Source organism: Allobosea sp. RCC_152_1, from assembly GCF_041360765.1.
In the GTDB taxonomy this organism is placed as follows: Bacteria; Pseudomonadota; Alphaproteobacteria; order Rhizobiales; family Beijerinckiaceae; genus Allobosea; species Allobosea spartocytisi.
The window spans coordinates 101,069-124,270 of record NZ_JBFUPU010000012.1 but is presented as its reverse complement, the minus strand read 5'-3'; the positions used below and the strand labels follow the sequence as shown (position 1 = coordinate 124,270).

General features: G+C 66.0%; 24 protein-coding genes. 10 read left to right on the top strand and 14 right to left on the bottom strand.

Features of this window, described 5'->3' with window-relative positions; genetic code table 11:
- Positions 1-153: 153 nt before the first annotated feature.
- From AB6806_RS26650 to AB6806_RS26620, 7 genes are read right to left on the bottom strand one after another with little or no spacing between them, the layout of a single operon-like run.
- The gene (locus AB6806_RS26650) at positions 154-372 is read right to left on the bottom strand and encodes a hypothetical protein (protein WP_370956030.1); all 219 of its coding nucleotides are present in this window, start codon (positions 370-372) and stop codon (positions 154-156) included.
- Entirely contained in the window at positions 369-1,100 is a 732-nt protein-coding gene (locus tag AB6806_RS26645) for a glutathione S-transferase N-terminal domain-containing protein (RefSeq protein WP_370956028.1), read from the bottom strand. The genes AB6806_RS26650 and AB6806_RS26645 overlap by 4 nt, the downstream gene beginning before the upstream one ends.
- Positions 1,101-1,134: 34 nt before the next feature.
- Positions 1,135-1,836 (bottom strand): SDR family NAD(P)-dependent oxidoreductase, encoded by a 702-nt coding sequence (locus AB6806_RS26640; RefSeq protein WP_370956027.1) that lies wholly within the window; start codon positions 1,834-1,836, stop codon positions 1,135-1,137.
- The gene (locus AB6806_RS26635) at positions 1,833-3,182 is read right to left on the bottom strand and encodes an LLM class flavin-dependent oxidoreductase (RefSeq protein WP_370956026.1); all 1,350 of its coding nucleotides are present in this window, start codon (positions 3,180-3,182) and stop codon (positions 1,833-1,835) included. Before AB6806_RS26635 ends, AB6806_RS26640 begins: the two co-directional genes overlap by 4 nt.
- Positions 3,183-3,229: 47 nt before the next feature.
- A complete protein-coding gene (locus AB6806_RS26630) occupies positions 3,230-4,276 on the bottom strand; it encodes an ABC transporter substrate-binding protein (protein ID WP_370956025.1) in 1,047 nt (348 codons plus the stop codon).
- An 11-nt stretch (positions 4,277-4,287) separates the two neighbouring features.
- Positions 4,288-5,064, bottom strand: a complete 777-nt coding sequence (locus AB6806_RS26625; RefSeq protein WP_370956024.1) for an ABC transporter ATP-binding protein — start codon at positions 5,062-5,064, stop codon at positions 4,288-4,290.
- A 27-nt stretch (positions 5,065-5,091) separates the two neighbouring features.
- On the bottom strand, positions 5,092-5,790 hold the full coding sequence (locus AB6806_RS26620; RefSeq protein ID WP_370956023.1) for an ABC transporter permease: 699 nt from the start codon (positions 5,788-5,790) through the stop codon (positions 5,092-5,094).
- A gap of 600 nt (positions 5,791-6,390) precedes the next feature.
- Between AB6806_RS26620 and AB6806_RS26615 the strand changes: the two genes are divergently transcribed.
- On the top strand, positions 6,391-6,954 hold the full coding sequence (locus tag AB6806_RS26615) for an isochorismatase family protein (RefSeq protein WP_370956021.1): 564 nt from the start codon (positions 6,391-6,393) through the stop codon (positions 6,952-6,954).
- Positions 6,954-7,958: a GlxA family transcriptional regulator gene (locus tag AB6806_RS26610; RefSeq protein ID WP_370956020.1), complete on the top strand. Its 1,005-nt coding sequence runs from the start codon at positions 6,954-6,956 to the stop codon at positions 7,956-7,958. Before AB6806_RS26615 ends, AB6806_RS26610 begins: the two co-directional genes overlap by 1 nt.
- 41 nt (positions 7,959-7,999) lie before the next feature.
- On the opposite strand, the gene AB6806_RS26605 is transcribed toward AB6806_RS26610, so the two are convergent.
- Genes AB6806_RS26605 through AB6806_RS26595 form a run of 3 tightly spaced genes read right to left on the bottom strand, consistent with a single transcriptional unit; the run spans position 8,000 to position 10,531 of the window.
- Positions 8,000-9,130, bottom strand: coding sequence for a cytochrome-c peroxidase (locus AB6806_RS26605; protein WP_370956019.1), 1,131 nt, complete (start codon positions 9,128-9,130; stop codon positions 8,000-8,002).
- Positions 9,123-9,725, bottom strand: a complete 603-nt coding sequence (locus tag AB6806_RS26600; protein ID WP_370956018.1) for an SCO family protein — start codon at positions 9,723-9,725, stop codon at positions 9,123-9,125. Before AB6806_RS26600 ends, AB6806_RS26605 begins: the two co-directional genes overlap by 8 nt.
- Positions 9,725-10,531, bottom strand: coding sequence for a type 2 periplasmic-binding domain-containing protein (locus AB6806_RS26595; protein WP_370956016.1), 807 nt, complete (start codon positions 10,529-10,531; stop codon positions 9,725-9,727). Before AB6806_RS26595 ends, AB6806_RS26600 begins: the two co-directional genes overlap by 1 nt.
- Before the next feature lie 219 nt (positions 10,532-10,750).
- Between AB6806_RS26595 and AB6806_RS26590 the strand changes: the two genes are divergently transcribed.
- The 8 genes from AB6806_RS26590 to AB6806_RS26555 all read left to right on the top strand — a co-directional run bounded on the left by AB6806_RS26590 (position 10,751) and on the right by AB6806_RS26555 (position 18,686).
- Positions 10,751-11,827, top strand: coding sequence for an ABC transporter substrate-binding protein (locus tag AB6806_RS26590; protein WP_370956014.1), 1,077 nt, complete (start codon positions 10,751-10,753; stop codon positions 11,825-11,827).
- Positions 11,828-11,910: 83 nt separating this feature from the next.
- Positions 11,911-12,753 carry an ABC transporter permease gene (locus tag AB6806_RS26585; RefSeq protein ID WP_370956013.1) on the top strand — a complete coding sequence of 281 codons (843 nt, stop codon included), beginning with the start codon at positions 11,911-11,913 and terminating at the stop codon, positions 12,751-12,753.
- A gap of 35 nt (positions 12,754-12,788) precedes the next feature.
- Positions 12,789-13,562 carry an ABC transporter ATP-binding protein gene (locus AB6806_RS26580; protein ID WP_370956012.1) on the top strand — a complete coding sequence of 258 codons (774 nt, stop codon included), beginning with the start codon at positions 12,789-12,791 and terminating at the stop codon, positions 13,560-13,562.
- Between the two features lie 29 nt (positions 13,563-13,591).
- Positions 13,592-14,035, top strand: a complete 444-nt coding sequence (locus AB6806_RS26575) for a tetratricopeptide repeat protein (protein WP_370956010.1) — start codon at positions 13,592-13,594, stop codon at positions 14,033-14,035.
- A gap of 16 nt (positions 14,036-14,051) precedes the next feature.
- The gene (locus AB6806_RS26570; RefSeq protein WP_370956009.1) at positions 14,052-15,272 is read left to right on the top strand and encodes an acyl-CoA dehydrogenase family protein; all 1,221 of its coding nucleotides are present in this window, start codon (positions 14,052-14,054) and stop codon (positions 15,270-15,272) included.
- Between the two features lie 105 nt (positions 15,273-15,377).
- The gene (locus AB6806_RS26565; protein ID WP_370956008.1) at positions 15,378-16,727 is read left to right on the top strand and encodes an LLM class flavin-dependent oxidoreductase; all 1,350 of its coding nucleotides are present in this window, start codon (positions 15,378-15,380) and stop codon (positions 16,725-16,727) included.
- Between the two features lie 64 nt (positions 16,728-16,791).
- Positions 16,792-17,196 carry a hypothetical protein gene (locus tag AB6806_RS26560; protein ID WP_370956007.1) on the top strand — a complete coding sequence of 135 codons (405 nt, stop codon included), beginning with the start codon at positions 16,792-16,794 and terminating at the stop codon, positions 17,194-17,196.
- A 95-nt stretch (positions 17,197-17,291) separates the two neighbouring features.
- Complete coding sequence (locus tag AB6806_RS26555) at positions 17,292-18,686, top strand: PepSY-associated TM helix domain-containing protein (RefSeq protein WP_370956006.1); 1,395 nt, start codon at positions 17,292-17,294, stop codon at positions 18,684-18,686.
- 132 nt (positions 18,687-18,818) lie between these two features.
- On the opposite strand, the gene AB6806_RS26550 is transcribed toward AB6806_RS26555, so the two are convergent.
- The 4 genes from AB6806_RS26550 to AB6806_RS26535 form a co-directional block, all read right to left on the bottom strand.
- Complete coding sequence (locus AB6806_RS26550; RefSeq protein WP_370956005.1) at positions 18,819-20,132, bottom strand: CopD family protein; 1,314 nt, start codon at positions 20,130-20,132, stop codon at positions 18,819-18,821.
- Between the two features lie 554 nt (positions 20,133-20,686).
- A complete protein-coding gene (copC, locus tag AB6806_RS26545; protein WP_370956004.1) occupies positions 20,687-21,076 on the bottom strand; it encodes a copper homeostasis periplasmic binding protein CopC in 390 nt (129 codons plus the stop codon).
- Positions 21,070-22,077 carry an ABC transporter permease gene (locus tag AB6806_RS26540; protein ID WP_370956003.1) on the bottom strand — a complete coding sequence of 336 codons (1,008 nt, stop codon included), beginning with the start codon at positions 22,075-22,077 and terminating at the stop codon, positions 21,070-21,072. Before AB6806_RS26540 ends, copC begins: the two co-directional genes overlap by 7 nt.
- A gap of 60 nt (positions 22,078-22,137) precedes the next feature.
- Complete coding sequence (locus AB6806_RS26535; protein WP_370956001.1) at positions 22,138-23,172, bottom strand: ABC transporter substrate-binding protein; 1,035 nt, start codon at positions 23,170-23,172, stop codon at positions 22,138-22,140.
- Between the last annotated feature and the right edge of the window lie 30 nt (positions 23,173-23,202).

Genomic DNA, 23,202 nt, shown 5'->3' with positions numbered 1-23,202 from the left:
CAAGTCAACCAGAACGTTCTTTTTAAGGAACGACACCATGAGGATCAAACGCGCTGCGGAGGATTCATCGTGCGAAAGAATACGCTCCGGGGCAGCACCTCTCATTGTCGGGATCGATCGCAACCGGCGATTGCACTCCGCCGAACACGTCCGTCAGAAATGTGTATGGCTCGACCAGTGAAGCGGCTCAAACTGCTCGGTGGCCGGCTCGCGCTCGGTTGTGCGCTCCCGCTCTTTCAAACGATCCTCAGGCTCGACGAGCGCGTCGAACGACCAGAATTCACCACCGCCGGCTCTCATGCCGTCCGCCGCGAACGCCCCGTCGAACCAGTTGACGATCGCCGTCCGGATTTGACCGAGGATCGATATCACAGCAGCCCCTCCGGTGGAGCAGGCCGAGCGCGCTGATTATAGAGAATGCCGCGCCGCCCGGCCTTCTCCTCGTCCGTGAGCGTGGCGGGATCCTCCGGCTCGCCGGCCTTGACCGCAAGCCCGCGTTGAACGGCGGGCCGGGCCGAAAGCTCCTCGAACCAGCGCTTGAAATAGCGGAACTCGTCCAGGTCGATGCCCTGGTCCCGCCAGTTCACGGTCCAGGGAAAGGCCGCGATGTCGGCGATCGAATAGGCATCGCCTGCGAGATAGCGGCGATCGTAAAGGCGGTTGTTCATGACGCCGTAGAGGCGATGCACCTCGTCGCCGAAGCGGCGTCGCGCATAGCTCTGGTCACCCGCATCGATCAGCCGCGAGAAATGGCCGCGCTCGCCGAATTTCGGCCCCTGATTGGCCATCTGCCAGAACAGCCATTGCAGCACCTCGTGCCGGCCGCGAGGATCCTGGGGCCAGAACCGCCCTTCCCTCTCGGCGAGATAAGCGAGGATTGCGCCCGATTCGAACAGGCTGAGCGGAGCGCCCCCCTCCTTCGGCGCATGGTCGATGATCGCCGGCATGCGGTTGTTGGGGCTGATCCGCAGGAACGCCTCGCCGAACTGGTCGCCCCGCCCGATATTCAACGGCGTGACGCGATAGGGCAGGCCGAGCTCCTCGAGCAGGATGGTGACCTTCTTGCCGTTAGGAGTGGGCCAATAGAACAGTTCGATCATGGTTTTGCCTTTGTACGACTGGACAGGCCCTGGCTCAGAAGCGCTCGACCCAGGGGCGCAGCTCCAGCTCCCAGCTCCAAGCGCTGCGCGGCTGGCGCAGCACGTCCAGGTAGCTCTGGGCGATGGCATCGGGATCGAGCGTGCTGTCGGGGCTCTCGCTGGGGTCGGGCCGGACCGGGCTGCGCACGCCTCCATCGATGACGAAATGCGCCACATGGATGCCCTGCGGCGCCAATTCGCGCGCGGCGCTCTGTGCCAGCCCGCGCAGGCCGAACTTGCCGATGGCGAAGCTGGCCGAGAGCGGAAACCCTTTCACGCTGGCGGTCGCGCCCGTGAGCAGGATCGCGCCGTGCCTGTTGGGCACCATGCGCCGCGCGGCCTGCTGGACCACCAGGAAGCCGCCGAAGGCCGAAACCTCGATGGCCCTGCGAACCGCCTCGGGATCGAGATCCACGATGGCCCCGCGCACCCTTGCGCTGGCATTGTAGAGGACGAGGTCCGGCACACCCAGGCCCGCATCGGCATCGGCGAAGAGGCGTTCGACGCTGGAAGGCACCGCGGCATCGACCGAGAATGCCTTTCCGCCGATTTCGGCAGCCAAAGTCTCGAGCTTCGCACTGTCGCGCGCCGCCAGCCCGACCTTGAGTCCCGCTTCTGCGAGGCGTCGGGCGACGGACGCACTGATGCCCGAACCGGCGCCGACGATCAGGGCGGTGCGATAGGGGATTTGGCTCATGCCGCCCGCTCCTGCCGGCGCCGAAGCGCGTACTGGCTTTCGGGGCGCTCAAGGCCGAGATGGCTGCGCAACGTCGTACCGGCATAATCGCGGCGGAACAGACCGCGCTTCTGGAGCACGGGCACGACATGGTCGACGAAGGCCTCGAGCGAGCTCGGCAGCGCCGGCGGGATCAGGTTGAAGCCATCGGCGGCCTCGCCGCGGAACCAGTGCTCGATCGTGTCGGCGACCTGCTCCGGCGTTCCGGCGAAGATGCGGTGGCCGCGGCCCGCGCTGAGCCGGCGCAAGAGCTGGCGCACCGTGAGCTGCTCGCCGGCGAGGATGCGCTCGACGAGCTCGGCACGGCTCTTCTGATGGGGCGAGTTGACCAGGCCCGGCGGCAGCACGAAGGGACGGTCGAGATCGCCCGCCTCCACCGTCGTCCCGAGAACGCGGCTGAGCTGCGCCAGGCCGTAGGTCGGGATGGTCAGATCCTCGAAACGCTCCTGCAGCGCACGCGCCTCCGCCTCCGTGCTCCCGACGAAGGCCGACAGGCCGGGCAGGATGACGACGTGATCGGGGTTGCGGCCATGCTCGCGGGCGCGCTGCTTGACGTCGCGATAGAAGGCCCGCGCATCGTCGAAATCGGGCTGGGCGGTGAAGATGCCTTCCGCATAGCGGGCGGCGAGGTCTCTGCCGGGCTCCGACGAGCCGGCCTGGAACAGCACGGGCCGCCCCTGCGGTGAGCGCGGCACCTCCAGCGGACCGGCGACGCGGTAATAGGTTCCGACATGATCGATGGTGTGGATCCGGTCGCGATCCACGAAGACGCCGCCATCCTTGTCGCCAACGATGGCATCGTCTTCCCAGCTGTCCCAGAGACGGGTCGTGACATCGAGGAACTCCTGCGCCCGCGCATAGCGGGCATTGGGGTCGGGATGGATATCGAGACCGAAATTCAGGGCCGCGTCGGCATTGGCGGTCGTGACGACGTTCCAGGCCGCGCGCCCCCGGCTGACATGGTCGAGCGTCGCGAAGCGCCGGGCCAGGCCATAGGGATCGTTGTAGGTCGTCGAAGCGGTGGCGACGAGGCCGATCCGCTCGGTCGCGGTCGAGAGCGCCGCGATCAGCGTGAAGGGGTCGAGGGCGTCGAACGGCCTGTCCTCCGTCCGGTCCTTGAGAACCGGATGGTCGGCGAAGAACACCGCATCGAGCTTCCCGCGCTCGGCGATCCGGGCAAGCCGGATATAATGGCCGATGTCGGTGATACCCGACAGTTCGGTCTCGGGCAGGCGCCAGGCCGCCTCGTGCTGGCCGATATTGCGCAGGAAGGCGTTGAGATGAAGCTGGCGCGGCGCGGAGGTCATGAAACGTCTCCTTCGACGGGATGGATTGAAAGCGCGGTCCGCCGGGCTCAGTCGCTGGCGGTCTTGTCGGCCGCCGTCAGCTTGGCGAAGCGCAGATCGAACTCGTCGACGGCCTTGAGCTCCTTGCCGGCGAAGGACCCCGCCTCCTGCAGCACGTCGATCGTCTGCTGCTGGATGGCGATGAGCTCGGGCGTCAGACCGGGCACGAAGGTGTCGCCCTGCGTGTCGTAGGCTGCGGCGGCATCCTCGGGCTTCAGCTTCTGGTTCTTGACGAAATAGCCGTCGATCCAGGCGTCCCTGTTGGCATTCTTCCAGGCATGGGCGCGATACCAGTGGATGACGAGATCGCGGATCGCAGCCGCCTGATCGGGATCGTCGAGCGCGCTGCGGGCGGCGTAGAAATAGGACAGGTTGGGGTTCGCGCCGGGCGCGCTTTCCAGCTCGCGCGCATCCGTGCCCGGCACGCTCGCCAGGTAACGGCTGCGATCGGGCTGCTTGAGGACGGCAGCATCGATCTGCCGGGCGCGCAGCGCATCGGCGAATTCGGCGACGCCGAGATTGATGGGCTGGATGTCCTTGATCGAGAGACCAGCCGCCTTGAGGTTGCGCAGCAAGATCGCCTGCTGCGCCGTCCCCTGGTTGATGCCCACTTTCTTGCCCTCGAGGTCCGGAAGAGCCTTGATGCCGGAACCCGGCGCGGTCGCGATCAGAGAACCGCCCCCGCGCCCCTGCACGGCGCCAACGATGATCACATTGGCGTTGGAGAAATGGGCCAGGATCGGGGGCACGTCACCGACCGCCCCGAGTTGCGCCGCGCCCGCGCGGATCGCCTCGAGCCGCAGCGGGCCGCTGGAGAAATTGGCATAACTCACCTTCGCGGCGAGCTTCGCCTGCTCGCCGGACTGTTCCAGCAGGGCACGGACTCCATTGGCGTCGTCGGCGAGCACGATCGCCGTGCCGGGCTTGACGCTGGTCGGCAGCGCGGCCGGCTGGGCCGCAGCCTGCCCGAAGCCGCGCGAAGCAAGCCCGGGCAGGACGGCGCTCGTCGCCAGCCCTGCGAGAAATGCGCGGCGATTCAGGTGGAACGCGGTCATCGGAATCTCCGTCAAGGCTGCAGTTCGGCAACGGGAGCGGCAGCTTCCTGCTCGCGTCGCGGCCGATATGATTGCGAGCGCCCGAAATCCACGCCGAGCCTCGCGAACAATTCGTCGCGCAGGTCCTCGAATTCCGGGCCGCCGCGATGGCGCGGGTGCGGCGAGGTCACGCGGCGGTCGAGCGCGATCCGGCCCGCATCGAGCAGCACGACCCGGTCGGCGAGCATGATCGCCTCCTCGACATCGTGCGTGACGAGCAGAACCGAAGGCGCATGGTTGCGGCAGACGGTCGCGAGCAGCTCCTGCATCTGGATCTTGGTCAGCGCGTCGAGGGCGCTGAACGGCTCGTCCGCCAGCAGAAGCTCGGGCTCGCGAACGAAGGATCGGGCAAGCGCCACCCGCTGCTGCTCTCCGCCCGACAGGTTCTTCGGCCATTCGGCCTCGCGCCCCGCAAGGCCGACCTCCGCCAGCACGCCACGGGCTCTCTCGGCGCGCTTCGGCGAATCGGCGCCGAGCAGCACATTGCCGATGACGCGAGTCCAGGGCAGCAGCCGTGCATCCTGGAACAGAACCGCCCGCCGCGGCGGCGCGACGATCCGTTCGCCCGGGCCGGCATCGTGATCGATACCGGCGAGCGCGCGCAGCAGCGTGCTCTTGCCCGAGCCGCTGCGGCCGAGCATCGCCACGAACTCGCCGGGCGCGATGCTGAGATCGAGCGCATCGAGGACCGTGCGCTCGCCGAAGCGGCGCGTCAGGTTCTCAACGCGTACGAAGGCGTTGGCGCTCATATCGTCCGCCTCATGCCTGAAGCGCCTTCATGCCTGAAGCACCTGCCGCCAGGACAGGGCCTTCCGCTCCAGGAAGCGCACCGCGGCGTCGGAAACGAGACCGAGCACCCCATAGAGCACCAGGCCGACGAGAACGATCTCGGTCTGGCCGTAGATGCGCGCCTGCGTCATCATGAAACCGATGCCGGTCGTGGCGTTGACGGTCTCGACGACGACCAGCGCCGTCCAGGCATGCGTGATGGCAAGACGCAGCCCGACGAAGAAGCCGGGCAGCGAGCCCGGCAGCACGATGGTGCGCAGGAACCTGCCGCGGCCGAAGCTGAGCGACTCGGCGAGTTCGACATAGCGCCGGTCGATGCCGCGCAGCGCGGCATGGGTGTTGATGTAGATCGGGACCAGAACGCCAAGCGCGATGATGATGATCTTCATCTCCTCGCCGATGCCGAACCAGATGATCGCCAGCGGAATCAGTGCCAGATTCGGGATGGCGCGCTTGACCTGCACCAGCCCGTCGAGCAGCGCGTCGCCGATCCGCGTCAACCCGGCGAGAAGCGCCAGAACCAGACCGGACAACAGGCCCCAGAACAACCCGGCCGCTGCCCGCTCGAGCGAAGCCAGCAGATGAGCCTGCAATTCGCCGCTGCGGATCAATTCCTGGAACGAGTTCGCCACCACACCGGGCGGCGAGATCTTGTGAGGGCTGAGCCAGCCCAAGCCGGAAGCCACGAACCACAGCAGCAGAACGAGCGCGGGGCCGAGCAGCCTTTGTCCAGGAATGGGAGGAGGCGGACTGAGGCGAACGGAAGCTTTTGTTTTCTCGAGCAGACGCTCGCTTCCGGAACCGAAAGGCTGATCAGAATAACTCGTGACGATATGAGACATCGAAAACTTCGCTGTGGAATCTACGCCTGCAGCCAAGAACGCGCCGCATCAGGGCGCGCAAATGAATCCGCGAGTTAAGCTTCAAAATTCATACCGCCAATGCGATTGTAAGCAATTTACTGCATTGATATGCGCGATAACAATAGAAACATATCCCAATATTTGACTTGCGATGCGATTTATATTTTACAACTCGGACAAGAAACAGATATCAATTACCCGAATCCCGTTCGGGCCTTGATGCGAGATGAACGCCTTCTGAGCTTCGAGGCTTCGAGGCTTCGTGTCCCCGGTCCACGAGGAACGACACAGCCGCCGTGACAGGCGAATGCTGATCGCGCACTGCGTTGGCGTAAATTGTCCGCACATCGTCCGGCAGCGGCATTTCCCTGACGCCTTCAAGGTCTATCCTACCCTGACCTCGAACAGACGGAAGCAACGCGAATGTCCGCCCAAGCCGCACTTCTGGTCATTGATGCCCAGGAATCCTTTCGGCACCGCTCCTATTTTCGCGAGGATGGTGTTCCCACCTACGTCGCGCGCCAGCAGGCCCTGATCGATGGCGCGAAAACGGCCAGCATCCCGATCGTCCAGATTTTCCATGTCGACGAAACCGGCCCGTTCTCGGAGGCCTCGGGGCTCGTCACCCCCCTGAAGCCGTTGCGCATCGAACCCGACGCGGTCTTCAAGAAATCGCGGCATAGCGCCCTTGTCGGCTCTGGGCTCGATGTCTGGCTGACGGAGAACGGCATTCGCCGCATCATCGTTTCCGGAATCCGCACGGAGCAATGCTGTGAGACGACGACGCGACACGCCTCGGACCTCGGTTACACCGTCGATTATGTCGGTGAGGCGACCCTGACCTTTCCGATGACCGACGCAACCGGCCGCGAGTGGAGTCCGGCCGAGATTCGCACCCGCACCGAATTGGTTCTGGCCAACCGCTTCGCGCGCATCGCCAGTGTCGAGGATGCGCTTGCGGCTACCGCCCGGCAGACCGCCGCATAATGCAGGCGCAGGCGCCCCTGAGGATTCCCGTCTTCGTGGTGGTGCCGCCGCGCGCCCTGTTGCTCGACCTTGCCGGGCCGATGGAGGTTCTGCGCAAGACCAATCTGGAACAGGCGAGCGTCCATTTCGACGTCACCTATATCGGCCCATCGCCGGATGTCGCGAGCTCGATCGGGCTCTGCCTGTCCGGTATCGCGCCGTTGCCGGCCAGGCTGCCGGATGATGCGCTGGTGATCATATCCGGCGCCGTTGACGAACCGCTCGGCAGCGCCGTGCGCGAAGAGGCGGAGGACGGGCCGCTGGAGGCGGCGATCGTCGCGTGGCTCCGGCGCGGCATTCGCCCGGGCATGCGCCTGGCGACGATCTGCTCCGGCGCCTTGCTTGCCGCGCAGGCGGGCCTCCTCGATGGCCGCGAATGCACCACCCATCATGCGGCGATCGCGGAGCTGAAGCGGCTCGCCCCTTTGGCAAAGTTGCGCGAGAACAGGCTCTATGTCGAGGACGGCGACAGGCTGACGAGCGCCGGGATCACGTCCGGCATCGATCTCATGCTCTACATCGTGGCGCGAGAGGTCGGCCACGCCACGGCACTCTCCGTTGCCCGCTATCTGGTCGTCTATCTCCGTCGCGGTGGCTCCGACCCGCAGCTTTCGCCCTGGCTCGAAGGCCGCAACCACATCCACCCTGCCATCCATCGGGCACAGGATCTGGTCGCGGCCGAACCGGCGCGGGACTGGTCCGTGGCCCAACTGGCGAGTGCCGCCGGCGCAAGTCCGCGCAATCTGTCGCGGCTGTTCAACGAGCACGCGCAAATGAGCGTCACCGAATATGTGAACCGCATCCGGATCGCCCTGGCACGGGAACTTGTAACCGATTCACGGCTGGATATGGAAAGCGTCGCCGAAAGAACCGGCTTTTCCTCCGCTCGGCAGTTTCGCCGCGCCTGGAGACGGCTTCACGATACCGCCCCGTCGCAGGAACGACTATCGACCCGCAAGGCCTGAACTATCCCGCCCGGGGATGCTATTGCCCGGGCCTCCGCCACTCAAAGGGTCGAAAGGAACGCGAGCAACGCTGCCTTCTCGTCGTCGGACAATCCCAGCTTTCGGATATGAGGCGAAAGCCTTTGCGCATGAGGATTGAGCGGATTGGCGGCTTCCCCGGCATTGCGCGCCCAGACCTCACCGCCCCCGCGGTCGTAGAGATTGATGACGCCGCGCAGATCGGCGAACAGGCCGTTGTGCATGTAGGGCGCCGTGCGGACGACCTGCCTCAGGCTGGGCGTCCTGAACCGGCCGACATCTTCGAGCCGTCCCGTGACGTCGTAGCGCCCGCGATCCTCCGCCGGCTCTCCGAAGAAAGACAAACGCAGATTATGAAAAAAGCCGTCGCTCAGCCGCGGCCCGAAATGGCAGTTGGCGCAGCGCGCCTTGGTGCGGAAGAGATGCAGGCCGGTGATCTCGATGTCGCTCAGAGCCGCCTTGTCGCCCGCCAGAAAGGCATCGAACCGCGTCGTCTCGTCGATGCCGGCGAGATAGGCCTCGAGAGCCTCGCCAATTCCCTCGATCGTGACGCCTTCCGCCTCGGGAAAACGGCGTGAGAAGGCCTCGCGATAGCCCGGCGATCGATCGAGGCTGCGGGCGACTGCCGCGATGTCCTCATTGGCCATCTCCAGCGGGTCGAACAGCGGCGCCGCGAGCTGAGCGCGCAGATCGGTCGTCCTCCCGGTCCAGCCCCAGAGTCCCGCATGGTCGAGACCGAACAGCGACGGTGCGTTGCGCCGCCCCCGTAGACCTCCGACACCGGCGCTCACCGGGCGACCATCGCTCCATCCCCGGGCCGGATCGTGGCAATGGCTGCAGGCCACCGTGCCGTCGCGCGAAAGCGACGGATCGAAGAAGAGCTGCTTGCCGAGCGCGGCCAGAGCCCTCGTCCGCTCCGTCGGTGGAGCCTTTCGCGGGCGCTCGCCGAATTCGACGAAAGCCACGCCCGCATCGAGCTCCGGAGCTGGCCATGTCGGGGGCGGCCCGGCGTAGAGCTGCCTCAGCGTCGTGCTCTCGACCTTTTCGGGCGACGCGGGAGCCTCAGGGTGTGAAGAGGCGCAGAACATCAGGATGGCGACCGCAAATCCGACGCAGGCGCGCCGCGGGGCACGGAGGCCGGCTGCCTCAACCAAGGGCGAGGAGGCGCCGCAATGCCGCGACCTGCTTGGCATGCTCGTCACGATAGTCGAGCTTGTCGAAGAAGCGCCCGCGCCGGTCCATCAGGAACATCAGGGCCGTGTGCTCCATGGTGTAGTCGCCGGCCGCCAGCGGCACCTTTCGCGCCACGACCTTGAAGGCGCGCATCGCGACCAGGATCTCGTCCTCCGTCCCGGTGAGCCCGATGATCCGGGGGTCGAAGGAGCTCAGATAGAGTGCGAGCTGCTCCTGCGTGTCCCTGGCGGGATCCACCGTGACGAAGAGCGGTGCCAGGGCATCGGCGGCGTCCCCGAGGTCCTTCAGCACCAGACCGAGCTCGAACAGCGCCGTCGGGCACACATCCGGACAATGGGTGAAACCGAAGAAAATCGCGTAGGGCCGGCCCAGCAATTCGCGCGAGCCGACTCTCCTGCCCTCATGGCTGATCAGGTTGAACGCGCCGCCGACATCGACCAGGGCGCTATCGGCCCCGGCGACATCGGAGCAGGCCAAGGCAGCCGCGAGGCCTGCGAGCGCGGCGCGACGCGACGGCCCCGCGGAGACGCTGTCCCGCCCGGACCGGCATGGCATCAATGGCAATCCGGGGCCTCCTGTTCGAGATAGACCTCGAAGGCGACATTGGCGACCCAGCGCTCCTCGCGGCGCTTCCATTCGGCCGGCACGCCGAGCGTTGCGATGGCGCGCGCGAGCTCGTCGTTCAGCGGGCTCGCGGCGGCGGGCAGGACGGCTCGCAATTCGGTCGCCGGAGCCGCCGGCAGGGTCGCCGAGAATTTCTGCCATTCCTTGCGCGAGAACAAGCGCCGCAGCAGCTCCTCGTCATGGATAGCCGCGTCGCACTCTCCGGTTCGCACGCGCATCAGCGACCGGGCCGGGGCACGTTCGGCGCGGACCGCGGCGCCATAGCCCTCCGCCAGCTTTCGCGCGGGCTCGTTGGCTTCCGATATGCAGACGGTCTTGCCGGCGAGATCCTCCCACCGGCGAATGCTCGTATCGCTGCGCATCGAGGCGGCAAGCCCCGAAGAGAAGCCGGTCGATAGACCCGTGCCAGCCGGCGTGGCGCCGCGCGTCAGGACAAGCGCCACGCGCCCCGAAGCAAGCGCCGCCCCTGTCTCCTCCTCCCCCAAGCGGACCAGTTCCACCGGCCGGGCGAGGCGCGCGCCGACCTCCCGGGCGAGATCGAGTTCGAAGCTTTCCTCCGTATAGAGCCGTGCTTCGATCGATTTCGATACCGGCGGCAGATAGGGAACGCCGATGCGAAGCGCCTGCGCGGACTGCGCCGCCGGTGCGATGCCCAGCACACTGGCGAGCGTTGCTGGCACGAGCGCCAGCGAATGCGCACAGCCAGTCAAGCGAGAGATGAAACCCCAGGGACGCATGCTGTTTCCCAGCCTCGGACAGCCTGAGATTACCGAGAATATTAGTCTATTAAAATAGTATTTTATTTTGTTTTATAACACGCTTCCGCGCCTTTTCTTCGCGCAATTCACGCAACAAAGAAAGCTCATTTTCTGCCGATATAACTATGGTTTTCCGGCATCAAATTTTGCATTCAGGCGCTTTCTATTTCCTCCTCGCAGAGCATGGGAAACCCTATCATGAAACACAGCTTTAGGTTAAATGCGATCGGAATGGCCATCGCCGGCAGCGTGCTGGCATCGCTCTGGGCGAGCCCCTCCGCCTTGGCCGAGGAAAAGCTGCCCTACATCAACCTGCAGCTCCGCCCCTGGACGGTCGTGGCGCAGAAGAAGGGCATCCTGAAAGAAGAGTTCGACAAGATCGGCACGCCGCAGGTCAATCTGATCGCCTCGGGCACCGCCGAGCTCGTCGGCGCCGAATCGGCTGCGCTCGACAAGGGCGCCATCGCGATCGCCCAGCGCATGATCTATCCGGCGACCGTGCACAGGGCGAACGGCCTCGACGCGGTGATCATCTGGGAATCCGAGCCCTCGAACGAATTCCGCACGCCGATCCTGGCACGCGCCAACAACGACCAGATCAAGACGGTCCAGGATCTCGACGGCAAGAAATTCGCGAGCAGCCGCGTCAGCTGCTATTTCACCTCGCCTTTCGAAGTTCTGACGAAGGCCGGATTACCGCTCGATTCGCGCACGCAGAAAGGACGCGTTCGCTACCAGTCGATCGATAATTCGGCGGCTGTCAACGCGGCGCTGCTCAGCGGGGCGATCGACGCGACAGCCGCGCATCTGGCCGTCAACAACGCAGCCGCCCTGTGGCTTTCCGGCGAGGTCAAGGTTGTCGGCCGCTCGCCCAATGACGGCGTTTACGTCAACGGCGCGGGCCGCGTCTCCTACTTCGCGATGCGCGATTTCGTGGACAAGTATCCGCAGGCGGTGAAAGCCTTCCTGATCGCGCATGAGCGCACCAAGAAATGGATCTACGCGAATATCGACGAGGCTTCGCAGATCATCGCCGAGGGCACGCGCGTCCCGGTCGAGATCGCCAAGTTCCAGATCACCGATCCCTCGACCTACGAGTTCATGAAGGGCGAGCGGAACGCGGACAACGCCCGCAAGGGAATTCGCGACTTCCAGGCCTGGTACATCGCCAATGGCGACGACATCCTGACCGACCGTCGCCTCACCGACGAGCAGATCCACGCTTTCGTCGACGAGCGTTTCTTCGCCGGCGGCCAATACTCGATCTACAACTGAGCCGGTGGTCTCGCCGCCGGAGCGCGAGCTCCGGCGGCGATGGATCGCCTTCGAGGGCCCGCGTCGCCCGCCTGGAAACCCTCATGAGCACCACAGACATCCTCACGCGTTCCACGACGGTCCAGCCGGCCTCATCCATCCCGCCGGCGGAGCGCCTTTCCGGCTGGGTCAGGGGCCGCAACTGGATCGGCCTCGTGCTGCCGCTGATCATTCTCGCATTCTGGCAGCTCGCCGCCTCGCTGCGCTGGGTGCCGCCCGTCTTCCTGCCTTCGCCTCTGGCGACCGTACAGGCCTTCTGGAAGATGCTGACGGTCCAGAAGCTGCACCTCGATTTCCTCGAAAGCATCGGCATCGTCAGCCAAGCCTTCCTCTACGGTTCGATCGCCGCCGTCGCGCTCGGAATCGCAGCCGGCCTATCGCGCAGGGTCGAGCAGTTCTTCGGGCCTACCTTCGACACGATCCGCCACATCCCGGGCATAGCCTGGCTGCCGCTGATCGTGCTCTGGCTCGGCATCGGCGCCCCGGCGAAGATCCTGGTCATCGCCAAGTCGGTGTTCTTCCCGGTCTTCCTCAACACACTGCAGGGCATCCGCAACGTCGAGAAGAACTATATCGAGCTCGGGCGCGTGCTCACCTTGACGCGCTGGCAGCTCGTGCGACGCATCGTCCTGCCGAGCGCGATACCCAACATCATGGTCAGCCTGCGTTACGCCGCCGGCCTTGCCTGGGCATTGGTCGTCGTCGCCGAAGGTCTCAGCGGTATGCAGGGCCTCGGCTTTCTGATCTTCAGGGCGCAAGGGCTGCTGCTGACCGACCAGCTTCTGGTCTGCATGGTCGTCATCGGGCTTGTCGGCTTCATCATCGACCGCGGCATGTTCCTGCTGCAGCGCCATGTGCTGCGCTGGAAGCAAGGCTTCGACGGCTGAGCCCTCCCCCCGTCTCAATCCGGAAAGACTTCGCCATGGCCTCTCCAGGCAGCCTGCAGATCAGGAATGTCAGCAAGACCTATGCGGTCGAGCGCAGCAAGCTCACCGTGCTCGACCGCGTCGATCTCGACGTCCCCGCCGGGGCCTTCGTCAGCATCGTCGGTCCCAGCGGCTGCGGAAAGTCGACTCTGCTGCGGCTCATCGTCGGGCTCGACGACGCCTATAAGGGCGAGATCTTCGCCCATGGCGAGCGGATTTCGGGTACCAGCCTTTCGCGCGGCATCGTCTTCCAGGACCACCGGCTGCTGCCTTGGCTGACCCTCGAACAGAACATCGCGCTCGGGCTCGAGAATGCCGGCTGGAGCAGCGAGGAAAAGAAGCGTGCCGTGCGCGAGCATATCGCGCTGGTCGGCCTCTCCGGCTTCGAGGGCGTCTACCCGCATCAATTGTCGGGCGGCATGGCCCAGCGGGCGGCGATCGCGCGCGGGCTCGTCGGCAAGCCGGAAGTGCTGCTGCTCGACGAGCCGCTTGGCGCGCTCGATGCGTTGACCCGGCTGCGCCTGCAGGAAGAGCTTCTGCGGATCTGGCGGGCCGAAAAGGTGACGATGGTTCTCGTCACCCACGATGTCGATGAAGCGATCTATCTCAGCGACCGCATCGTGGTGATGAACGCAAATCCCGGCCGGATCGTGCGTGAATTCCCCGTCGAGCTCGGCGAGCAGCGCGACCGCGCGAGCCTCGGCTTCGTCGCGCTCAAGCGCCAGATTCTCGATGAGATGGGCGAAGTTGATCGCCGAGTGGCAGCGTGAAGACTTTCCGTGAAGGAAGGCTTGTTCCCATGCTCGTCCAGGCGGCGCTCGCCTGCGCGATCGCGACATCTGCACACGCCGTCGATACCCCGCCATCGAGCGCGCTTCCGGACCTCTCTGCCATTCGCGCGAAGGTCTATTCCGGCGAGTTCGAGGGCGCGGTGAAGGATCTGACTGCGCTGTCGGACACGGTCAAACACGCCGATCTCTACAATCTGCTCGGCTTCAGCCTGCGCAGCCTCGGCCGCTACGACGAAGCCGGGCGCTGGTACAAGCAGGCGCTGTATTACGACCCCGCCCATCGTCCGGCGATCGAATATCAGGGCGAGCTTTTCGTCGCGACCGGTGACCTCGTCGCGGCAGAGGGAAACATCCAGCTCCTCGAATTGCTCTGCGGCGACCGAGGCTGCGTGGAACTCGACAAGCTGCGCGGTGTCGTAGCCGAAGCACGCGCAAAATCCAGCAAGCCCTGAAGGCAGGACCCGACACATGACGCAAGCCGAATTGGGGTGGGGAGCCGGGCCAACGGCGCGGTATGACGTTTTGGCCGGGCGATTCCGGCCCATCTTCCAACGCATCGCCGAAAGCGCCGTCGATCGCGAGGCCGAGCACCGCCTGCCGCGCGAGGAGATCGGTTGGCTGCGCGAGGCCGGCTTCACCCGCCTGCGCATACCGGAGAGCGGAGGGGGCCTCGGCGCAACCGCTCCGGAACTCTTCGCGCTCGTCATCGAACTCTCGGCGGCCGATCCGAACGTCACCAACGCGCTGCGGGCTCATACGGGTTTCATCGAGGATCTGCTCAACGCACCCGACGACGGATTCCGCGCGCGCTGGTTCGCCCGCGCCGTAGCGGGTGAGCTGGTCGGCTCCGGCTTCTCGGAAGCCGGCGACAGCAAGGTCTCAGCCTTTTCGACGACGATCGTCCGCAACGGCAAGGGATGGGTGCTGAACGGCCGGAAATATTACACGACAGGCTCGCTCTTCGCCGACTGGATCAATCTGGCCGGTGTCGATGCCGAGGGACAGCCTATCGCCGCGCTCGTGCCGACCCACGCGCCCGGGGTCGAGATCGTCGACGATTGGGACGGTTTCGGCCAGCAGCTCAGCGCCAGCGGCACGGCGACCTTCGCCGACGTCCATCTCGACGAGGAACTCGTGAAGCCGACGCCGGTGCGCTTCCGCTATGCGACGGCGTTCCACCAGCATGTGCATGTCGCGACTCTGGCCGGCATCGCCCGGGCCGCCGCCAGCGACGTCGCCCGGCTCGTGGCGGAGCGCAAGCGGATCTACAGCCACGGCAACGCCGGGCGCGCGGGCGAGGATCCGCAGATCCTGCAGGTCGTCGGTGCAGTCCGAGCAGCGGCGTATGGTGCGGGAGCTATCGCGCTCAAGGCTGCAGAGGCACTGCAACATGCCTATGACGCCCGCGATCTCGACGAGGAGCGCAAGGATGCGGTCAGCGCCCTGGCCGATCTGGAAGTCAATCAGGCCGTGCGCGTGGTGACCGATCTCGTGCTCGGCGCCACCACCCAGCTTTTCGACGCGCTCGGCGCGTCCGCCGCCAAGCGCGGCTACGGGCTCGATCGGCATTGGCGGAACGCCCGGACCATCGCGTCGCACAATCCACGCATCTATCGCGACCGCATCGTCGGGGACTTCGCCGTGAACGGCACCCGGCCGGCGATTTTCCATCGCGTCGGCGCGGCATGAGCTCGACGCACGGACATGCTCGACCTGACGCATTCGGCGCGCTGATCCTGCCGGCGCAAATGTTCAGAAGAGACCGTGATCGGCAGCCAAAAGCGGAGACACCGGATGACCAGACGTAACGGCCAGTTCAGCCTCGGGGCCTTCCTGCTCTTCACCGGGCACCATGTCGCGGCGTGGCGCCATCCGGCTGCTTCGGACAGCGACACGCTCGCCGATTTCGTCAGCTTCGCGCGCATCGCGGAGGATGCCAAGTTCGACGCGGTCTTCCTCGCCGACGGGGTGGCGACACGGTTCGGCGAAGAGGCGAGCGCAGCCTCTCGCAAGGCCCATAACGGCGCCTATCCGTTCGAGCCCCTGACGCTGCTTTCGGCGCTGGCAGGCGCGACCAGCCGCATCGGTCTCGTGGCGACGGCGTCGACGAGCTATTCCGATCCCTACAATTTGGCACGCCAGTTCGCCTCGCTCGACCGGTTGAGCAACGGTCGGGCCGGTTGGAATCTCGTGACCTCGGGCGATCCCAAGGCGTCGCAGAACTTCGGCCACGGTGAGGACATCGCCCATGGCGACCGCTACAGCCGGGCCGAGGAGTTCATCGACGTCGTCACCAACTTATGGGACTCCTGGGATGATCGGGCGTTCCTGCGCGACCGCACATCGGGCCGCTATTTCGATCCCGCCGGCTTCCGCAGGCTGGACCATCGCGGCCATCATTTCCAGGTTCAGGGTCCGCTCAACATACCCCGGCCACCTCAGGGGCATCCGGTCGTGGTGCAGGCCGGCTCTTCCGAACCTGGAAAGGAGCTGGCGGCGCGAACCGCAGAGGCGGTCTTCACCGCCCAGCAGACGCTCGATGACGCGATCGCCTTCTACGCGGACGTGAAGGGACGGCTGGCGAAATACGGGCGCCGGCCCGAGGACATCAAGATCCTGCCCGGCATCTTCCCGGTGGTCGGACGGACCGAGGCGGAGGCGCAGGAAAAGTTCGAGCAGCTTCAGAATCTCATCACGCCGGAGGTCGGCCTCGACCTCCTCAGCCAGCATGCGGGCGGGCTGGACCTCTCGAGTTACCCGCTCGACGGCCCGCTGCCCGACCTGCCCGAGACCAATGCGGGCAAGAGCCGGCGCGAACTCGTGATCGCTCTGGCGCGCCGCGAGAACCTGACGATCCGCCAGCTCTACCTCAGGATCGCCGGAGCGCGCGGGCATTGGCAACTCGTTGGCACGCCCGCGCAGATTGCCGATCAGCTCGAGGAGCGCTTCGTCAACTATGGCGCCGACGGCTTCAACGTCATGGCACCGACATTGCCCGGAGGGCTGGCCGATTTCACACGGCTCGTCGTGCCCGAATTGCGCCGCCGCGGCTTGTTTCGCACGGAATACGAGGGCACAACCCTGCGCGACCATCTCGGGCTGAAACGGCCGGCCGCAAGCCCGCTGCCGCTCGCCGCCGAGTAGAGCCGCCGGAGCCGACGCGTTGCCGCAAATCCCGCGACAGGAGGGAACACCAGATCTGCCGCCCTTGAGCCGGCAGATCTGGAAAACCTTGCTCGGCTCGCCCTTGCGTTCGCCGATCGCACTCCTGTTTGCGGCCGTGCTCCTGGTCCAGGCTATCCTGGGTGCAGCTCAGACGGCACGTGCGCTCGATCTTGCCTCCATCGATCGTCAGATTCACGGCACGCTGTGCTCGCCGGATTCAACCGCCATGCCGGCAGCGGAGAATCCGCTGAAGCGGAGCCTGCCAGGCTGCTGCCTGGTGGCTTGTCTCAGCACAGCTCCTGCGCAGGCCCCCTCGCCGCCCACCGCCCATGTGCTGGTCGAGCAGCCAGGCGAGGTCGTGGCCTACGCCTCGCCTCCTGCGCGGCAACTGCGTCTCTCGCAAATCACCCTGGCCGCCCGCCCGAGGGGGCCGCCCATTCCCGCCTGAAGCTGCACCATTCGCAACGGGCCTCCGATCGATGTCGCGCTTCGCGCTCGACAACGCTTGCGGGCCCGCCATGTTCAGTCTTTCGGGAATTCTCCATGACCGTCCACACGGATCGCTCTTCGCGCGTCGAGAGCAGCCGCGCCTTCGCCTTGTCCCCTGAAGTCAAGGCCTTCATCACCCGGTTGCATTTCTACGCCGGCCTGTTCGTCGGCCCCTTTATCCTCGTCGCCGCCATTACCGGCACGCTCTATGTGCTGACCCCGCAGATCGAGACGATCCTCTATCGGGATCAGCTGACGACCCGTACCACGGGTGAGTCTCTTCCGCTGGCCGCGCAGATCGAGGCTGCACGCGCGCATATCGGCGCAGGCCCAAAGCTCTTCGCCGTGCGGCCATCGCCGGGCCCGGGACAGACGGCGCGCGTCATGTTCACGCAGCCCGGCCTCGGCGAGTCGGAGAGCCGCGCGATCTTCGTCGATCCCGTCTCGCTGCGCGTCCAGGGCGATCTCATCGTCTATGGAACAAGCGGCATTCTGCCCTTCCGCACGACGCTGGACTACCTGCACCGCAATCTGCTTCTCGGCGATCTCGGCCGCAACTACAGCGAACTCGCCGCATCCTGGCTCTGGGCCGTCGTGCTCGGGGGCATCGCGATGTGGTATTGGCGGCGGCATCCCGAGGCAGCGACGCGGGCACGGCGCAATGCGGCGCTGCGCACCCGGCGCCGCCATGCCCTGCTCGGCCTCTGGCTCTCCGCAGGGTTACTGTTCCTCTCGGTGACAGGCCTGACCTGGTCGAAATACGCCGGCGACCGTATCGATGCGCTTCGCGCGACGCTCGGCTGGGTGACGCCCTCGGTGTCGTTGAAGCTGGGCGCCGGTGCGTCGGCATCAGGTGGACACGAGGGGCACGTTGGGCATGACCATGCCGGGCCCGCCCTCCTCGCGACCGGCGGCGTGTTCGACCGGGTCCTTGCGACAGCACGCGCAGCGGGTATCGACTCAGGCTTCGTCGAACTGCGCCCGCCGCGTGCCGAAGGTCAGGCCTGGCTGGTCCGCGAATACGACCGGAGCTGGCCGACGCAGGTGGACACCATCGCGATCGACCCTCGCGACTTCACCGTCGTGAGCCGCGCCGATTTCGAGACATTTCCCCTGATCGCCAAACTGATCCGCTGGGGCATCGACGCGCATATGGGCGTGCTTTTCGGCCTGCCGAACCAACTGCTGATGGCCGCGCTCGGCATCGCGCTCACCATCACCACCCTTTTCGGCTACCGGATCTGGTGGCGCCAGCGCCCCCCGGCCGGCGCCGTGCCGCGCACGGTGATCGACGCGTGGCTGCGGCTGCAATGGGGTGCGCGGTTCGGTGCGTTTGCCGCCGCCATCCTGCTCGGCTCGGCCTTGCCGCTCGTCGGCTTGAGCCTCGCCGTCTTCATCGCCGTGGATGTTGCCCGCTGGCATCGCGCCACCCGCCCGAAGGCCTCCTGACACGGACTCGAGGACGGGCGGATCGACAGACGCCCGTCCGGACATGGCAGTGCGAACTCTCGAATCCATGCGAGACCCGGCGCCGAAGCGGACGCTGCGTCGCTCTCCGGCGGCCAACATTCCCCATGTGCCTCAGTGCCGGTGCGTGCCGATACCGCCGGCCTCGAAAGGAGCGGCCGCGACCCGCGAGATCTCGGCCGCCCAGGCCGTCAGCGTCCGCTTCTCGTCGTCGCTCGGAAGCGGTAGCAGTCGGCTGCGCAGCCAGCCATTGGCATCGGCGAGCAGGCGGCCACCGGCGAGGCCCCGCTGATCGACGCCCGCAATCAAAGCCAGAGCGGCAGGGGCATCGGGGGACGTGGACACGCAATCGACCCCTGTAGGAACAGCGTCATCCTGAGCGCTCGCGAGAAGAATGCGGGTTAGCACGATGTCCTGCGGAGCAGGAGGCGGTGCAGCGCCATCCCGACCCGGGATGGCGATCTCAATCGGCCTGCCGGACTGTCCCAGGATGTCGCGCATGGAGCTGCGTCCGTCACGGCAGGTCACGGGAAAATCCGGCGTCAGCACGGGATAGGGCCAGTTGCCAGCATTCCTTGCGACGCTGCCGGCGACGCGTGCACGAAAATAGTCGATGAGCTGCCAACGCTCGCGGGGGTCGAGCTTTGCGATCGTCCCGTACGGAAACGGGCTGTGGCCGATCCTGTCGAAGACATCGGTCAGCCAGCCATAGAGATCGCCGTCGCCGCGTTGCCACAGGCCGTAGGGGCTGGGGTCCGAAGGATCGTCTCGCGGCCTGAAGCAATCGGCGGTGCAGAGCTCTTTCGTCAGCGCCTCGCCCCGCAAGATCGCTGCGGCCGCAAAACCCGTCTCGGAACGCTGAAAGCTCGTTGGCCATGCCGGCTTGGCCAACAGGGCAAAATTCGGCAAAGGCAACCAAAAGAGCAAGGCTGCGCCGATGATCGGCCCGAACAACCGCGTGCGCCGCCAAAGCAGAGAGACCACCATGCCCAGGGCCACCACAAGGATAGCGGCGCCGCGCCACAGCTCTTTCGCATAATAGGCTTCGCCGATCCGGGAAAGGTCGGGCTGCAGCGCAAACGGCCAGACCGCCTGCTCATGCGCGCCGGGCGGGAGGCTCGCCAACCCGACCGCAGCAGCGACCACTGCCGCGCCGAGCGCCGTCTCGACGGCGATGCTGAGCACGAGCGCGCGACGCCCTGCCTCATGCCCGATACGCGGCGTCAGGATGAAGCGGTTCAGGGCGGCCATGGCGAGAAGCCCGGCCAGCCCGGCCGTCTTGGCCAGCGCCGTGAGACCGTAGGCGGTGCCGAACAAGCCGCCGACATCGCCGATGAGCGACAGCGATTGCGGCAATGCGCTGCCGGCGATCACGGCGACGCATCCGAGGCCGAGCCAGGAGAAGCGCCGGGTCGCCACCGCCGCCATGTCGGGAGGCAGCCGCGCGACGACGATCGTCAGCGCCGGCAGGGAACCGAGCCAAAATCCCGCGGCAACGACATGAGCCCCGATCAAGACACGCTGAAGCCGATCATCGGCCGCCGCCGCATGGCCGAGCCAAGGCTGAATCGAGAGCGCCGCGCCAGCGAGCAGAAGCGCAGCCGCGAGGCGCCAGGTCGAGCGGAGCGCGCCCGCGATGCCGAGCGAGAGCGCCACCAAGCCGAAGCGTGCGGCAAGGGCCGAACCGAACGTCGTCCCCGTCAGCACGAGCAGGCTTGCCGAAAACCATCCTCGGCTCTCGCCGGCGATCTGAAGGGCCTGAAGCGGAAGCCATGTCAGCATCGCGACAAGGGCCAGCGTGGCCGCGCTCCGGAAAATACGGAGCAAGGCGCTGTCGACGGAGGATGCCAGGTCTTCGGGTCGTGGCAGCGAACGGATCAGCGCGCCGATCGCCAGGGTACCGAGCGCGGTCATGAGCGCGGCGAGCTCCACGCCACGTGCAAGGCGCGGCAACAGCTCGACCGCTGTGACCTGCGCCATTCTCAGCCGCTCACGGTGAACCCGAAGCTTCCCGTGGTGCGATGCGTATCGACCGAAACCGCAACCCAGCTCACGGTATATTTGCCGGTGCCAATGTCGCTGCGCAAACCGACGGCCAGCTTCTTTCCGCTCGCATCGGCCAGCGCGCTGTTGCCCGCGTCGACCGGTCGCCCGGCCGAGTCCTTGACGGCGATGCTCGAGAGCTTGCCTTCGAGTTTCTCGGTGAAGGTGATCGAAACCTCACGCGGTGCGCCGCGGACGGTGCTGTCGACTGCGGGGCTGGCGGCGGCGAGATGAGCATGTGCCCAGGCCGGCCGGGGCACGCCTCCCGCGAGGATGGCCGCAAGGGCGGCAAACCCGGACTCCCTGCGCGTAAGCCGTGACGTCACCATTGCACAACACCTTTTTGCCAGACGAGGAGCCGGTCGCGAATGCGGAAGAGCAGCGTGGTCACGGCGGAGAAAAGCAGCGCCATGACGAGCAGTCCCGCATAGAGATGCCCATAGGCGGTCCATCCCCGTGCCCAGTCGATGTAATAGCCCAGCCCAGCCTTGACGCCGATCATCTCGGCGACGACGAGCACGGCGATACCGTGGCCGAGCCCCATGAACAGCCCGACGAAGACATGCGGGAGCGAGGCTGGGACTGCGATTCTCCGCAGCAGGAAGAACGGGCCGGCCCCGAGCGTGCGGGCGACGTCGTAATAGGCCTTGTCGACGCTCGCGACGCCGGACCATGTGAGGATCGTGACCGGGAACCAGGTCGCGAGCGCCACGAGAAACACGCCGGCGCTGAAGCTCGAAGGAAACAGGAAGAGGACGAGCGGGATCAGCGCCGTGGTCGGGATCGGGCCGACATAGCGCAGGATCGGGCTGGTCCAGTAGCCGACGCGGCGCGTCCACCCGGTGGCCAACCCAGTCAGGAAACCCGCCGTCGCGCCGAGTCCGAGACCGAGGGAGAGAAGCACCAGAGAAGCTCGCACCCCCTCCAACAGCCGCGGGTAATCAGCCGCATAGGCCTCGATCAACCCCTGTGCCGGCGGAAAGTAAGGCTGCGGCCAATAGCCGGTCTTGGCCGACGCGATCTGCCAGATCGACAGCAGGACCGGCAGAGCGACGAGCCACGGCCCGTTGCGGCGAAGCCAGCGATCGACCCCGCGCAGATAAGATCCCAAGCCATAGGCGAGGAGCAGAAGGAGCCCGATCAGAGCCTGGCCGGCGGCCAGATGGAAGGTGAAGGGAAAGGTCTTGATGCTGGGCCAGAGCAGCGTCACGCCGCCCGCCGCCGCCCAGGCGATCGCGGCGACGGCCAGGGTGATGTCTTTGGCTCGCGCTTCCGGCGCGCTGGACAGCGCGGCCGACACCGGAGTTTCTGGTAGGGTCGCTTCGGTCACGGTTGTCTCACCATCTGGCCGGGTATCGGCGGGCGCACACCCCCGCCGGCGCGTTTGGCTTCAGGTCAGCACGTCGACGACGACGCGCTCGGCCAAAGCCTTCGGATCGGTGCGGGGGCGGATGATGCCGACCGAGCGCAGATCGCCGGCATACAGCGCGATCTCGTCGCGCAGGCGCTGGCCCGAGCCGAAATGATGCTGGTGCGTGTGGCTGCGGATGATCTCGCCCAGGGTCGATTTTGCGATCGGGCTGTAGGCGGTGAATATCTGCGCCGCCTCATCGGGATTCTTCGTTACCCAGTCGGCGGAGTCGAGCAGAGCGCGGGTGAGCGCGGCACTGGCCGGCTTGTTGTTCTCAGCGAAGTCCTTGCGCACCGCGATGCCGCAGCAGGAAAGGTCCTTGTAAGGGTCGGTCGTCAGCAGGCCGCCGATCTCGTGAAGCTTGTCCTCATTGTTCTTGAGAACGAGGAAGATGCCGGGATCGGCATCGACCGCGGCCTGGATCTCGCCTTTTCTGATCGCCTCGCCGAGAAGATCGACGGGATAGACCCGCCAGTTGACCTCGTTCTCGGGGTTGATGCCGGCCTTGAACAGCTGCACCGCCAGGAAGTTCTTGCCGGCGCTCGCCATGTCGACGACGCCGATCGACTTGCCCTTGAGCGACTTGTAGTCCGTCTCCTGCGAATCCACCGCCGAGATCACCCGGATGCAGCCGCCGTGCAACGCGCCGGTGAAGCGGATGTTGATGCCCTGCTCCAGCGGTTTCAGGAAACGGAGGATGAAATTCACGGTCGCATCGATCTTCCCGGAGGCGACCGCTTCCAGGCTGCCGTCGAAATTCGAGCCGAACTTGACGATCTCGACATCGAGGCCGTGTTTGGTGAAAAAGCCCTTTTCCGCCGCGACGGGAACGGAAATCAGGCAGATGCCGGTGCCGCTCCAGCCAAGCTTGAGCTTCGTCGGGCCGCTCTGAGCCAGTGATGCCTGCGAACCCAGGCCGGCCGCCAGAGGCGCGCCGATCGCAAACCCCGCTGCGCCGGCGATCACGCTGCGGCGAGACAAAACCCCGTTCTTCAAGATGTTTTCGTCGGACATGGCTTTGATTCCTTCTGCGGATGAGATGGA